Annotated in this window: 15 protein-coding genes and 2 pseudogenes; 13 read left to right on the forward strand and 4 right to left on the reverse strand. The window is 23.1% G+C overall.

Annotated elements, in window-relative coordinates; translation table 4 throughout:
• Window positions 1-86 precede the first annotated feature (86 nt).
• On the forward strand, window positions 87-287 hold the full coding sequence (locus AAHJ00_RS03060; protein ID WP_342224476.1) for a hypothetical protein: 201 nt from the start codon (window positions 87-89) through the stop codon (window positions 285-287).
• A 19-nt stretch (window positions 288-306) separates the two neighbouring features.
• Here the strand turns inward: AAHJ00_RS03060 and AAHJ00_RS03065 are convergent, their stop codons facing one another.
• Both AAHJ00_RS03065 and AAHJ00_RS03070 read right to left on the reverse strand, forming a co-directional pair.
• On the reverse strand, window positions 307-738 hold the full coding sequence (locus AAHJ00_RS03065) for a transposase family protein (RefSeq protein ID WP_342224607.1): 432 nt from the start codon (window positions 736-738) through the stop codon (window positions 307-309).
• Between the two features lie 2 nt (window positions 739-740).
• A complete protein-coding gene (locus AAHJ00_RS03070; RefSeq protein ID WP_342223834.1) occupies window positions 741-1,067 on the reverse strand; it encodes a transposase family protein in 327 nt (108 codons plus the stop codon).
• A 149-nt stretch (window positions 1,068-1,216) separates the two neighbouring features.
• Between AAHJ00_RS03070 and AAHJ00_RS03075 the strand changes: the two genes are divergently transcribed.
• Both AAHJ00_RS03075 and AAHJ00_RS03080 read left to right on the forward strand, forming a co-directional pair.
• Window positions 1,217-1,915, forward strand: coding sequence for an HAD-IC family P-type ATPase (locus AAHJ00_RS03075; protein ID WP_342224477.1), 699 nt, complete (start codon window positions 1,217-1,219; stop codon window positions 1,913-1,915).
• Between the two features lie 22 nt (window positions 1,916-1,937).
• Window positions 1,938-2,761, forward strand: a protein-coding gene (locus AAHJ00_RS03080) for an IS5 family transposase (RefSeq protein ID WP_342223477.1) whose coding sequence is annotated in 2 segments (ribosomal slippage) — window positions 1,938-2,334 and window positions 2,334-2,761 — 825 coding nt in all. Because the reading frame shifts where the segments join, the coding sequence is not laid out codon by codon here.
• A gap of 26 nt (window positions 2,762-2,787) precedes the next feature.
• Here AAHJ00_RS03080 and AAHJ00_RS03085 read toward each other — a convergent pair.
• Window positions 2,788-3,738, reverse strand: coding sequence for an IS30 family transposase (locus AAHJ00_RS03085; RefSeq protein WP_342223478.1), 951 nt, complete (start codon window positions 3,736-3,738; stop codon window positions 2,788-2,790).
• Between the two features lie 291 nt (window positions 3,739-4,029).
• On the opposite strand from AAHJ00_RS03085, the pseudogene AAHJ00_RS03090 reads away from it, so the two are divergent.
• A pseudogene (locus AAHJ00_RS03090) lies at window positions 4,030-4,514 on the forward strand (transposase family protein); the annotation flags it as partial.
• 119 nt (window positions 4,515-4,633) lie between these two features.
• Entirely contained in the window at window positions 4,634-4,897 is a 264-nt protein-coding gene (locus tag AAHJ00_RS03095) for a transposase family protein (protein ID WP_342224138.1), read from the forward strand.
• 242 nt (window positions 4,898-5,139) lie between these two features.
• On the opposite strand, the gene AAHJ00_RS03100 is transcribed toward AAHJ00_RS03095, so the two are convergent.
• A protein-coding gene (locus AAHJ00_RS03100; protein ID WP_342223477.1) for an IS5 family transposase occupies window positions 5,140-5,963 on the reverse strand; the annotation gives its coding sequence in 2 pieces (ribosomal slippage) (window positions 5,140-5,567 and window positions 5,567-5,963; 825 coding nt in all).
• Between the two features lie 210 nt (window positions 5,964-6,173).
• Here AAHJ00_RS03100 and AAHJ00_RS03105 point away from each other — a divergent pair.
• The 8 genes and pseudogenes from AAHJ00_RS03105 (at window position 6,174) to AAHJ00_RS03140 (ending at window position 14,233) form a co-directional block, all read left to right on the forward strand.
• Window positions 6,174-7,124 (forward strand): IS30 family transposase, encoded by a 951-nt coding sequence (locus AAHJ00_RS03105; RefSeq protein WP_342224478.1) that lies wholly within the window; start codon window positions 6,174-6,176, stop codon window positions 7,122-7,124.
• Window positions 7,125-7,156: 32 nt separating this feature from the next.
• A pseudogene (locus AAHJ00_RS03110) lies at window positions 7,157-7,629 on the forward strand (transposase family protein); the annotation flags it as partial.
• Window positions 7,630-7,885: 256 nt separating this feature from the next.
• Window positions 7,886-8,263 carry an HAD-IC family P-type ATPase gene (locus AAHJ00_RS03115; protein ID WP_342224479.1) on the forward strand — a complete coding sequence of 126 codons (378 nt, stop codon included), beginning with the start codon at window positions 7,886-7,888 and terminating at the stop codon, window positions 8,261-8,263.
• 49 nt (window positions 8,264-8,312) lie between these two features.
• A complete protein-coding gene (locus AAHJ00_RS03120; RefSeq protein WP_342224480.1) occupies window positions 8,313-8,636 on the forward strand; it encodes a hypothetical protein in 324 nt (107 codons plus the stop codon).
• 136 nt (window positions 8,637-8,772) lie between these two features.
• Window positions 8,773-11,397, forward strand: a complete 2,625-nt coding sequence (locus AAHJ00_RS03125; protein WP_425288884.1) for a valine--tRNA ligase — start codon at window positions 8,773-8,775, stop codon at window positions 11,395-11,397.
• Between the two features lie 491 nt (window positions 11,398-11,888).
• Complete coding sequence (locus AAHJ00_RS03130) at window positions 11,889-12,839, forward strand: IS30 family transposase (RefSeq protein ID WP_342223813.1); 951 nt, start codon at window positions 11,889-11,891, stop codon at window positions 12,837-12,839.
• A 338-nt stretch (window positions 12,840-13,177) separates the two neighbouring features.
• Complete coding sequence (locus tag AAHJ00_RS03135; protein WP_342224482.1) at window positions 13,178-13,387, forward strand: transposase family protein; 210 nt, start codon at window positions 13,178-13,180, stop codon at window positions 13,385-13,387.
• 22 nt (window positions 13,388-13,409) lie between these two features.
• Window positions 13,410-14,233 (forward strand): IS5 family transposase gene (locus AAHJ00_RS03140; protein ID WP_342223477.1). Its coding sequence is split into 2 segments (ribosomal slippage): window positions 13,410-13,806 and window positions 13,806-14,233, totalling 825 coding nucleotides; the frame shifts between segments, so codons are not numbered across the junction.
• Window positions 14,234-14,504 lie beyond the last annotated feature (271 nt).

A 14,504-nucleotide genomic window follows, 5' to 3' on the forward strand; every position in this document is an offset into this window, starting at 1 on the left:
ATTTAACACATACTGATAAATAACATCGTTGATTTGAAATCAAAGAAATTTTACGCTCAGTTTTTGCTATTTTATTAGTTATTCCGATGTGAATATCAATGGGTAAAGTAAATCCATTAGCAGTATATTTTGGAAATCCAATTATTCAATTAATTCTTGCGAGTATTGTTCAGTTTATTTTAGGATTTAATTTTTATAAAGCTTGATATCAAGAATTGTTTCAACAACGACGAGTCGGCATGTATTCATTAATCATTTTATCGTCTTTGGTGGCATTTATTTATTAGACTTGGTACATAACTATAACTAGCTTAATTCAAAATTATATATTCCTGAAATTAAGTTAAATCGTAATCCAAATCTTCTAATCTTATTGCGATAACGATAAACTAGTATTTTAAATCTTTTTAATCTAGCAAAAACATGTTCAATGGCAATTCTAACTTTACTTAAAAAGCTATTATATTCCTTTTTATCTGGATTTAAAGGATTATTTTTACTCTTTTTAATTGGCAATAATGTATTTTTATGAACATTTTGCAAACCTTGATATCCTAAATATCCTAAATCAGCAATTAATTCTAATTTTGGATTTATAAGTGTATTTGATTTTAAAAATAACTTATAATCATGAATACTGCCATAACAAAAATCTACTGAAATAATTTTATTGTTAAATAAATCAATAATTATTTGCGATTTTAATGAATGTTGCCTTTTCTTACCAGAAAATAATAATTTTAGTTTTTTTTAATTCTTTCAATTGGAATTTCTGTAGCATCAATTGCTAATAAATTATTATTAGTACCCTTATTTTCCAATAATATCTTTTTGCCAGGTATATGAAAGTGACTATTTTTTATTAGAGTATTTTCAACTCAAAAGATATTACGAATACAACTAACATGACTAATATTATATTTTTTTGCAATAATACGATATGTACTATATTCTTTTCAGTATTCTAAAGTCATAAGTAATCTTTGCTCTATTGATAATTTATTTGGTCTACCACCAATTTGTTTTTGTTTAGCTTCAGCTTCTTTTAAAATTTCTACCATTTTCATGAAAGTTTTATAGTTTGGTAGGTGCAAAATGTTATAGTTATGTACCAAGTCTATTAATGATTCATTAATTACTGGTGAGAGTCAAATTGTAAAAAATGGCTGGTTAATTATTAATTGGTGGTTCTGCTAATGCTGGTGAAGCTTTTATGATGCGAGCAACAAAAATTGGTAATGAAACGATATTAGCAAATATTATTAATAAAGTAGAACAATTGCAACAACAAAAAACCAATTTACAAAAGATTGCTGATAAGATTGCAGCGATTTTTGTTCCTTTTGTTTTAGGATTAGCATTATTAGTTTTTTTAGTTTATGCTTTTATTTTACCGTTATTTAATTTATCATTTATTATGTCTGTTCCTTATGGTATTGCTATTAAAACAGCAATTTCAACACTAATTATTGCTTGTCCTTGTGCTTTGGGATTAGCAACACCTTTAGCAATAACTGTGGGAATTGCAAAGTCAACCCAAGAAGGAATTATTTTTAATAAAGTTCATGCTTTTGAAAAAATCAATCAAATTGATATTGTTGCTTTTGATAAAACTGGAACTCTTACTGATGGCAAATTAAGTATTAAAGCTATTTATGGCGAAGAAAAGCATATTGTTTTTGCTGTTAGTTTAGAAAATATGTCAGCGCATCCAATTGCTACTGCTTTTAAAGCATACCAAGAAGCATATAATATTAGTAAAGTATCTTTGACGGATGTGAAAGAAACTATTGGTTTTGGCATTCAAGGATTATGTAATAAACAACGAGTTACTATTTCTTCGGTTACTAAATTATTAGACTTCTTGCATTACTTATTTATTAAACAAAATTCCTATAAAATATATTTAAAATAGAAATTATAAGGAATTTAAGATTATGAAATTTGATAAATTTAATTTTATTAATGATAAAGAATTATTACGATTAACTGGAATAAAGCAAAGTACTTTTAATAAAATGTTAAATATTTTAAAAGAAGCTGAGTTAAAAAAGTTTAAAAGAGGTGGTAAAAATAATAAATTATCATTAGAAAATAGATTATTGATGACTTTATCATATTGACGAGAATATCGTACTTATTTTCATCTTGGTAAAAGTTTTGATATTAGTGAAGCTAGTTGTTATCGAAATATCAAGTGAATTGAAGATATTTTAATCAAACATCCTGATTTTCAACAACTTGCTGGTAAAAAAGCATTAATAAATGATTATTTTAATGATAAAACAATTATTATTGATGCTACAGAAACACCCATTCAACGCCCAAAAAAAGACAAAAACAATCTTATTCAGGAAAAAAGAAAAAACACACTATTAAAACACAAGTAATTATTGAAAAAGAAAGCAAAATAATTATTGCAACAAATTTTTCTCTCGGTAAAAAGCATGATTTTTGTTTATTTAAAGAATCAAAAATCCCAATTTTAAAAAATACTAAATTAATAGTTGATAATGGTTATCAAGGAATACAAAAAATTCATAGTAATGTTCTAATACCTAAGAAAAAAACAAAGAAAAACCCTTTAAATAAAGAACAAAAACATAATAATAAATTAATTTCAAAAATGAGAATTATTATTGAAAATATTTTTGCTATTCTTAAAAAATTTAAAATTATTACTGAAAAATATCGTAATCGTAGAAAACGATTTAGTTTAAGATTTAATTTAATTGCTTCAATTTATAATTTGCAATTATAGATGCCAAATTGTAAAGTTAAGTGCAACTAAATTATTTTTCTAACCAAATATTCGATTGGTGAAAGATAATTTAGTATTTTTCTTGGTCTTTGGTTTAAAGACAATATAAATTTATGAACTGCATTTTTAGTAGTATTTGAAAAATTAAATTTTTTAGGAAATTTTTCTCTAATTAAACCATTAGTATTTTCATTAGTACCTCTTTGTCAAGGCGAATACGCATTAGCAAAATAAATTTTCACATTTAAATTTTTTTCAAGTTGTTGTCAATTAGAAAATTCTTTACCCCTATCAAATGTTATAGTCTTAACAAGATTATTTGGAAGAATTGATAAATAATGGCTAATGTTTTCGTTAACAACTTTAGTAGTTCTATTTTCAACTAACATTGCTAAAGTAAATCTTGATGTTCTTTCAACTAAAGTTATTAAACATGATTTACTTTTACCTCGTGATGATACTACAGTATCACCTTCTCAATGACCAACAGTTATACGATTATTAACATTAATATTTCGTTCTTTAATTGATTTACCATTAAATTTACCGCGATTTTCTTGAGATTTTCGTTTCTTACCTTTTCTTCTTAAATTTTTATTAGTAACTTTTTCAAGTAATCCAGAATAAATTCAATTGTAAATTGTTTTAAAACTAATAATTCATTCTTTATGAAAATTTTTAATTCTGCCATAAATTTGTTCAGGCGATCAACCTAATAGTAATTTTTGTTGTACATATTTTACTAATTCTCTATTTTTAAACTTATGAAAATAAACATGTGATTGTTTTCTGTTTTCTGCTTTATTTTGTGCAATTAATGAAAAATAATGATTACTATCTTTATTTCTATTGACTTCTCGAATAATAGTACTAATACTTCGATTAAGATTTTTAGCTATTTCACTAATTTTTACTTTAAACTTCAATTGATTCTCAATATAAATTCTTTCATATATGCCAAGATGTTTGTAACCCATATAAAAACTCCTTGCTTTGTTTTTTCTAAAATAAACTTAGCATCATGAAATTTTTATATGAGATTTTTTGCAATTTTATTTACTTGCACTTACAAGTATAATTCAGCATAGATAACATAAAATATTTATTTAAAATTAAATTTAAATAATAAAATAATTTTTTTTTGTGTCAAAATTTACACATTTAATAAAATCCATAAGTATTAACCTAATAAAAGTTAGAAATTACTATATAGTATTTTTTATTTACAAATAATTTGTAATTATTTTAATAAGTAATGCAAGAAGTCTAATGATAAAACAATTATTATTGATGCTACAGAAACACCCATTCAACGCCCAAAAAAAGACAAAAACAATCTTATTCAGGAAAAAAGAAAAAACACACTATTAAAACACAAGTAATTATTGAAAAAGAAAGCAAAATAATTATTGCAACAAATTTTTCTCTCGGTAAAAAGCATGATTTTTGTTTATTTAAAGAATCAAAAATCCCAATTTTAAAAAATACTAAATTAATAGTTGATAATGGTTATCAAGGAATACAAAAAATTCATAGTAATGTTCTAATACCTAAGAAAAAAACAAAGAAAAACCCTTTAAATAAAGAACAAAAACATAATAATAAATTAATTTCAAAAATGAGAATTATTATTGAAAATATTTTTGCTATTCTTAAAAAATTTAAAATTATTACTGAAAAATATCGTAATCGTAGAAAACGATTTAGTTTAAGATTTAATTTAATTGCTTCAATTTATAATTTGCAATTATAGATAACATAAAATATTTATTTAAAATTAAATTTAAATAATAGACTTCTTGCATTACTTATTTATTAAACAAAATTCCTATAAAATATATTTAAAATAGAAATTATAAGGAATTTAAGATTATGAAATTTGATAAATTTAATTTTATTAATGATAAAGAATTATTACGATTAACTGGAATAAAGCAAAGTACTTTTAATAAAATGTTAAATATTTTAAAAGAAGCTGAGTTAAAAAAGTTTAAAAGAGGTGGTAAAAATAATAAATTATCATTAGAAAATAGATTATTGATGACTTTATCATATTGACGAGAATATCGTACTTATTTTCATCTTGGTAAAAGTTTTGATATTAGTGAAGCTAGTTGTTATCGAAATATCAAGTAAATTGAAGATATTTTAATCAAACATCCTGATTTTCAACAACTTGCTGGTAAAAAAGCATTAAATAGACTTCTTGCATTACTTATTAAAATAATTACAAATTATTTGAAATAAAAAATACTATATAGTAATTTCTAACTTTTATTAGGTTAATACTTATGGATTTTATTAAATGTGTAAATTTTGACACAACAAAAAATTATTTTATTATTTAAATTTAATTTTAAATAAATATTTTATGTTATCTATAATTGCAAATTATAAATTGAAGCAATTAAATTAAATCTTAAACTAAATCGTTTTCTACGATTACGATATTTTTCAGTAATAATTTTAAATTTTTTAAGAATAGCAAAAATATTTTCAATAATAATTCTCATTTTTGAAATTAATTTATTATTATGTTTTTGTTCTTTATTTAAAGGGTTTTTCTTTGTTTTTTTCTTAGGTATTAGAACATTACTATGAATTTTTTGTATTCCTTGATAACCATTATCAACTATTAATTTAGTATTTTTTAAAATTGGGATTTTTGATTCTTTAAATAAACAAAAATCATGCTTTTTACCGAGAGAAAAATTTGTTGCAATAATTATTTTGCTTTCTTTTTCAATAATTACTTGTGTTTTAATAGTGTGTTTTTTCTTTTTTCCTGAATAAGATTGTTTTTGTCTTTTTTTGGGCGTTGAATGGGTGTTTCTGTAGCATCAATAATAATTGTTTTATCATTAAAATAATCATTTATTAATGCTTTTTTACCAGCAAGTTGTTGAAAATCAGGATGTTTGATTAAAATATCTTCAATTCACTTGATATTTCGATAACAACTAGCTTCACTAATATCAAAACTTTTACCAAGATGAAAATAAGTACGATATTCTCGTCAATATGATAAAGTCATCAATAATCTATTTTCTAATGATAATTTATTATTTTTACCACCTCTTTTAAACTTTTTTAACTCAGCTTCTTTTAAAATATTTAACATTTTATTAAAAGTACTTTGCTTTATTCCAGTTAATCGTAATAATTCTTTATCATTAATAAAATTAAATTTATCAAATTTCATAATCTTAAATTCCTTATAATTTCTATTTTAAATATATTTTATAGGAATTTTGTTTAATAAATAAGTAATGCAAGAAGTCTAATAAATGATTATTTTAATGATAGCTGAATTATACTTGTAAGTGCAAGTAAATAAAATTGCAAAAAATCTCATATAAAAATTTCATGATGCTAAGTTTATTTTAGAAAAAACAAAGCAAGGAGTTTTTATATGGGTTACAAACATCTTGGCATATATGAAAGAATTTATATTGAGAATCAATTGAAGTTTAAAGTAAAAATTAGTGAAATAGTTAAAAATCTTAATCGAAGTATTAGTACTATTATTCGAGAAGTCAATAGAAATAAAGATAGTAATCATTATTTTTCATTAATTGCACAAAATAAAGCAGAAAACAGAAAACAATCACATGTTTATTTTCATAAGTTTAAAAATAGAGAATTAGTAAAATATGTACAACAAAAATTACTATTAGGTTGATCGCCTGAACAAATTTATGGCAGAATTAAAAATTTTCATAAAGAATGAATTATTAGTTTTAAAACAATTTACAATTGAATTTATTCTGGATTACTTGAAAAAGTTACTAATAAAAATTTAAGAAGAAAAGATAAGAAACGAAAATCTCAAGAAAATCGCGGTAAATTTAATGGTAAATCAATTAAAGAACGAAATATTAATGTTAATAATCGTATAACTGTTGGTCATTGAGAAGGTGATACTGTAGTATCATCACGAGGTAAAAGTAAATCATGTTTAATAACTTTAGTTGAAAGAACATCAAGATTTACTTTAGCAATGTTAGTTGAAAATAGAACTACTAAAGTTGTTAACGAAAACATTAGCCATTATTTATCAATTCTTCCAAATAATCTTGTTAAGACTATAACATTTGATAGGGGTAAAGAATTTTCTAATTGACAACAACTTGAAAAAAATTTAAATGTGAAAATTTATTTTGCTAATGCGTATTCGCCTTGACAAAGAGGTACTAATGAAAATACTAATGGTTTAATTAGAGAAAAATTTCCTAAAAAATTTAATTTTTCAAATACTACTAAAAATGCAGTTCATAAATTTATATTGTCTTTAAACCAAAGACCAAGAAAAATACTAAATTATCTTTCACCAATCGAATATTTGGTTAGAAAAATAATTTAGTTGCACTTAACTTTACAATTTGGCGATAAACAATTATTATTGATGCTACAGAAACACCCATTCAACGCCCAAAAAAAGACAAAAACAATCTTATTCAGGAAAAAAGAAAAAACACACTATTAAAACACAAGTAATTATTGAAAAAGAAAGCAAAATAATTATTGCAACAAATTTTTCTCTCGGTAAAAAGCATGATTTTTGTTTATTTAAAGAATCAAAAATCCCAATTTTAAAAAATACTAAATTAATAGTTGATAATGGTTATCAAGGAATACAAAAAATTCATAGTAATGTTCTAATACCTAAGAAAAAAACAAAGAAAAACCCTTTAAATAAAGAACAAAAACATAATAATAAATTAATTTCAAAAATGAGAATTATTATTGAAAATATTTTTGCTATTCTTAAAAAATTTAAAATTATTACTGAAAAATATCGTAATCGTAGAAAACGATTTAGTTTAAGATTTAATTTAATTGCTTCAATTTATAATTTGCAATTATAGATAACATAAAATATTTATTTAAAATTAAATTTAAATAATAAAATAATTTTTTGTTGTGTCAAAATTTACACATTTAATAAAATCCATAAGTATTAACCTAATAAAAGTTAGAAATTACTATATAGTATTTTTTATTTACAAATAATTTGTAATTATTTTAATAAGTAATGCAAGAAGTCTATTAGAAAAAAAATTTGTTTTAGCAGTTCCTTTACAAAGAATTGTTGAAAAAAGTAAAGAAATTAATCAATTAGTATTGGGATTAGCAATTGATAAAGTTATTGTAACTTTATTTGTGTTAGAGGACCAGATTAAGTTAAATGCGATTAAAACGGTTGCTAAGTTGAAGCAAGAAGGTATTGAAGTTTATATGATTAGTGGTGATAATGAAGTTATTACTAGAGGAGTCGCTATTGGTATTGAGCATTACTTTGCTAATATTCAACCATTAGATAAAGCTAATATTATTAAGAAATTGCAAAAACAAGGTAAAAAAGTGGCATTTGTTGGCGATGGTGTTAATGATAGTGTTGCTTTACAACAAGCTGATTTATCACTTGCTATGGGAGCAGGAGCTGAAATTGCAGTTAATCTTAGTGATATTATTATCATTAAACCTGATATTTATTTATAAAGCTATTGTGTTAACGAAGCAAACAAGAAGGGTAATTTGAACTAATTTTATGTGAGCATTTGGTTATAACCTTATTGCCTTACCAATAGCAATGTTATTTGGTTGATTTTGAATATCAATTCCTAATTTTGAATTTGCAATTTTTGCAGCTGCGGCAATGGTATTTTCTGATCTTACTGTTGTTTTAAATTCATTAGACTTGGTACATAACTATAACATTTTGCACCTACCAAACTATAAAATTCACTTTCATCTTTATATTTATCTAATATTTGTGCTTCATCTAGAAAATAATATTATCAAAATAGTAGATAAAATTGAGGGTTATGTACCAAGTCTATTATATTATCGTTGAAAAAAGATTAAATATTAATGTTAGATTAATGCTTATGGGGAAATAAATAAAAAGTAGTTTTTAAAAACTACTTTTTATTTTATAAAACTATAAAAGTATCATTGTTTATATTTCTTAATGTTTGATATAATTATTAAAAATAAGTAGGAGAGAATTAATGAAATCATTAAGTAAAAAATATGAGCATTTTGAAGTAGAAAATGGTAAATATGATTATTGATTAGAGAAACGATTATTTAGTGCTGATAATATTAGTAATAAACCTGTTTTTAGTATGATTTTGCCTCCACCTAATATTACTGGTAAATTACATTTGGGTCATGCTTGGAATAATACTTTACAAGATGTAATGGCGCGTTATAAAATCTTAACTGGTTATGGTGTTACTTGATTTCCAGGAATGGATCATGCGGGGATTGCTACTCAAGTAAAAGTTGCTGAAAGAATATGAGATGAAGAGAAAAAACGGATTACTAGTTTTTCTCGTGATCAGTTTATTGCTAAAGTTAATTTGTGAAAGGATGAATATGCTAATATAATTCGTGAACAATGAGCAAAATTAGGATTATCATTAGATTATCGTTATGAGAAGTTTACTTTAGATAGTGATGTTAATCAATTAGTTAATGAAACATTTGTTAAATTATATAATGATGGTTTAATTTATCGTGGCAAAAAAATTATTAATTGAGACCCACAATTAAAAACAGCGTTATCTAATATGGAAGTAACTTATAAAGAAGTTCAAGGTAAAATGTATTATATTAATTATGCCTTAGTAGATAGTGATGAAATGATTACAATTGCCACAACAAGACCAGAAACAATGTTTGCCGATCAAGCCTTAGTTTTTCATCCTAATGATGTTCGTTATCAAAAGTATCTTCATAAAGAAGTTATTAATCCGGTTAATAAACAAAGAATTCCGATAATTGCTGATGAATACATTATAATGGAATTTGGAACAGGGATAATGAAATGTACTCCTGCTCATGATTTTAATGATTATCAAATTGCTAAAAGACATAATTTGGATTTAATTATTTGTATGGATTCTGGTGGTGTAATGAATGCCAATGCTTTGCAATATGAGGGATTAGATCGTTTTGTTTGTCGACAACAGTTAATAGGTGATTTAGAAAAACAAAATTTAGTTGTTAAAATTGCTGATTTTGTTCATCAAGTAGGATATTCAGAACGCAGTGATGTTATTGTTGAACCATATTTATTAGAACAATGATTTGTTAAGATGCAACCATTAGTAAATAGGGCTTTAAAATTACAAAATAGTGGTGATGCGATTTTGTTTTATCCATCAAGATTTGCAAATATTTTAGATCAATGGTTAGAAAATATTCAGGATTGATGTATTTCACGGCAATTGTGATGAGGACATCAATTACCAGTATGATACCACCAAGATACTAAGGAAATTATTGTGGCCATAACGCCACCTAATAAAGAAGAATGATTACAAGATAGTGATGTTTTAGATACTTGATTTTCTAGTGCTTTGTGACCTTTAATATTTGTGCAACAAAATAATGATAAATTATTTTTTGAAAAATATTTGCCAAATTCCTTGTTAGTTACTGGTTATGATATTATTTTCTTTTGAATTAGTCGGATGATTTTTGAATCATTATATTTAGTTAATAAAAAACCTTTCAAAGCCGTATTAATTCATGGTTTAATTCGTGATGAACAAGGAAGAAAAATGTCAAAATCTTTAGGTAATGGGATTGATCCAATGGATATTATTACTGAGTATGGTGCTGATAGTTTACGATTTTTTTTATTAACTAATAGTACTCCGGGGCAAGATTTAGGATTTAGTATTACTAAAGTTCGTTCTTCGTGAAATTTTATTAATAAACTTTGAAATGCCAGCAGATATGTGCTTTTAAATTTAGCAGATGATTTTAAACCAGTGAATAATATTTTAGATTTACAATTAGAAGCTGTTGATTATTGAATTTTAAATAATTTTAATTTTGTTCTTGAAAAAGTGCAAGCAAATATGGAGAAATATGAATTTGTTGTTAGTGGTAAATATCTTTTTAATTTTGTTTGAGATGATTTTTGTTCTTGATATATTGAGTTATCAAAAAGTAATTTACAAAATCCCAAAACTAAAGTGGCATCAATCCAAGTATTATTTTATCTTTTAAAACAAATTGTTATTTTATTGCATCCTTTAATTCCTTTTGTAACTGAAGAAATTTATCAAAAAATGTTTAATAATGAAAAATCAATTATGGAAGAAAAATATCCGATAGTTTTAGAAAATATTTCCCCAGTAAATTATTTAGTTAATGTTATTAATATTACAACAGTTATTAGAGAATTACGAGCAACAAGAAATATTAAGCATCACATTGCTTTGAATTTTAATTTAAATTCTGATAATCAAGATTATCAGAAATATGCTCAGGAAATTAATGGTTTTTTGCAAAAGTTAACTAATAGTCAAATGATAACTATTAATGAGAAAATATCTCATTTAGTACAAACAATCGCGCTTCCTTTAATTGATGGAACAATTGATGTTTTTTTAGATATGACAATTAATAAAAAAGAACAAAAATTATTTATTCAAAAACAGTTACAAGATATTCATCGTGAGTTAGAACGAAGTAAAACAATATTAAATAATGAACAGTTTTTAAATAAGGCACCAATTGCAAAAGTTAATGCTGAAAAGCATAAATATGAACAGTATGAGGAGTTATATAAACAATTACAAAAAAAATTACAAGACATTTTATTTTTATCTTAGTTATTAATAAATATTTTAAAGGAAATTCATTATTTTATAAGTAATTTAATTACGGGTGAAAAAATGAAGAAAACTAAAATTATTGTTTTTGCTATTATAACAAGTGTTCTTATTTTAATGGGATTTTTATTATCTCATTTTTTTATTAATGCTGATATTAATATCATAAAACCACAACCAAATATTGTTACTAAATCAAGTATTGAGATTAATTTTTTAGTCAAAAATAACTTGCCGTTGCTAAGAAATATTTTGCCAAAAAAGATTAATATTAATAAAAATGAACAAAAAATTAATAAACAGCGCTTAGTGGACATTATTTTTTATTGCTGAATTATACTTGTAAGTGCAAGTAAATAAAATTGCAAAAAATCTTTTTTGTTTGCTGAATTATACTTGTAAGTGCAAGTAAATAAAATTGCAAAAAATCTCATATAAAAATTTCATGATGCTAAGTTTATTTTAGAAAAAACAAAGCAAGGAGTTTTTATATGGGTTACAAACATCTTGACATATATGAAAGAATTTATATTGAGAATCAATTGAAGTTTAAAGTAAAAATTAGTGAAATAGCTAAAAATCTTAATCGAAGTATTAGTACTATTATTCGAGAAGTCAATAGAAATAAAGATAGTAATCATTATTTTTCATTAATTGCACAAAATAAAGCAGAAAACAGAAAACAATCACATGTTTATTTTCATAAGTTTAAAAATAGAGAATTAGTAAAATATGTACAACAAAAATTACTATTAGGTTGATCGCCTGAACAAATTTATGGCAGAATTAAAAATTTTCATAAAGAATGAATTATTAGTTTTAAAACAATTTACAATTGAATTTATTCTGGATTACTTGAAAAAGTTACTAATAAAAATTTAAGAAGAAAAGGTAAGAAACGAAAATCTCAAGAAAATCGCGGTAAATTTAATGGTAAATCAATTAAAGAACGAAATATTAATGTTAATAATCGTATAACTGTTGGTCATTGAGAAGGTGATACTGTAGTATCATCACGAGGTAAAAGTAAATCATGTTTAATAACTTTAGTTGAAAGAACATCAAGATTTACTTTAGCAATGTTAGTTGAAAATAGAACTACTAAAGTTGTTAACGAAAACATTAGCCATTATTTATCAATTCTTCCAAATAATCTTGTTAAGACTATAACATTTGATAGGGGTAAAGAATTTTCTAATTGACAACAACTTGAAAAAAATTTAAATGTGAAAATTTATTTTGCTAATGCGTATTCGCCTTGACAAAGAGGTACTAATGAAAATACTAATGGTTTAATTAGAGAAAAATTTCCTAAAAAATTTAATTTTTCAAATACTACTAAAAATGCAGTTCATAAATTTATATTGTCTTTAAACCAAAGACCAAGAAAAATACTAAATTATCTTTCACCAATCGAATATTTGGTTAGAAAAATAATTTAGTTGCACTTAACTTTACAATTTGGCGTTTTTATTACAATTAAAAACAAAGCCTATATTTTTATAATTATCTTTGATATTAACTTTTTCACTAATATCATCAATATTTTTTTAAAGAATTAATGAGTTTGTTTGATTTCATTTTTTCTGCTAAATCTAAATATTTAGTTAACTGGTTTATTTCATAATCTGTAAAATTATTTTCATATCTTAAATATTGTTTAATTTCATAAATTAAACTATCATAATCATCACTGATACTTTTAATTTTGTTAAATTCTTTAATAGACTTGGTACATAACTATAACATTTTAACCTACTAAACTATAAAATTCACTTTCATGAAAATGGTAGAAATTTTAAAAGAAGCTGAAGCTAAACAAAAACAAATTGGTGGTAGACCAAATAAATTATCAATAGAGCAAAGATTACTTATGACTTTAGAATACTGAAAAGAATATAGTACATATCGTATTATTGCAAAAAATATAATAGACTTCTTGCATTACTTATTTATTAAACAAAATTCCTATAAAATATATTTAAAATAGAAATTATAAGAAATTTAAGATTATGAAATTTGATAAATTTAATTTTATTAATGATAAAGAATTATTACGATTAACTGGAATAAAGCAAAGTACTTTTAATAAAATGTTAAATATTTTAAAAGAAGCTGAGTTAAAAAAGTTTAAAAGAGGTGGTAAAAATAATAAATTATCATTAGAAAATAGATTATTGATGACTTTATCATATTGACGAGAATATCGTACTTATTTTCATCTTGGTAAAAGTTTTGATATTAGTGAAGCTAGTTGTTATCGAAATATCAAGTGAATTGAAGATATTTTAATCAAACATCCTGATTTTCAACAACTTGCTGGTAAAAAAGCATTAATAAATGATTATTTTAATGATAAAACAATTATTATTGATGCTACAGAAACACCCATTCAACGCCCAAAAAAAGACAAAAACAATCTTATTCAGGAAAAAAGAAAAAACACACTATTAAAACACAAGTAATTATTGAAAAAGAAAGCAAAATAATTATTGCAACAAATTTTTCTCTCGGTAAAAAGCATGATTTTTGTTTATTTAAAGAATCAAAAATCCCAATTTTAAAAAATACTAAATTAATAGTTGATAATGGTTATCAAGGAATACAAAAAATTCATAGTAATGTTCTAATACCTAAGAAAAAAACAAAGAAAAACCCTTTAAATAAAGAACAAAAACATAATAATAAATTAATTTCAAAAATGAGAATTATTATTGAAAATATTTTTGCTATTCTTAAAAAATTTAAAATTATTACTGAAAAATATCGTAATCGTAGAAAACGATTTAGTTTAAGATTTAATTTAATTGCTTCAATTTATAATTTGCAATTATAGATAACATAAAATATTTATTTAAAATTAAATTTAAATAAATAATTTTTTGTTGTGTCAAAATTTACACATTTAATAAAATCCATAAGTATTAACCTAATAAAAGTTAGAAATTACTATATAGTATTTTTTATTTACAAATAATTTGTAATTATTTTAATAAGTAATGCAAGAAGTCTAATATTAGTCATGTTAGTTGTATTCGTAATATCTTTTGAGTTGAAAATACTCTAATAAAAAATAGTCACTTTCATATACCTGGCAAAAAGATATT

This window comes from Spiroplasma endosymbiont of Asaphidion curtum (assembly GCF_964031085.1).
Taxonomy (GTDB): domain Bacteria; phylum Bacillota_I; class Bacilli_A; order Mycoplasmatales; family Nriv7; genus Nriv7.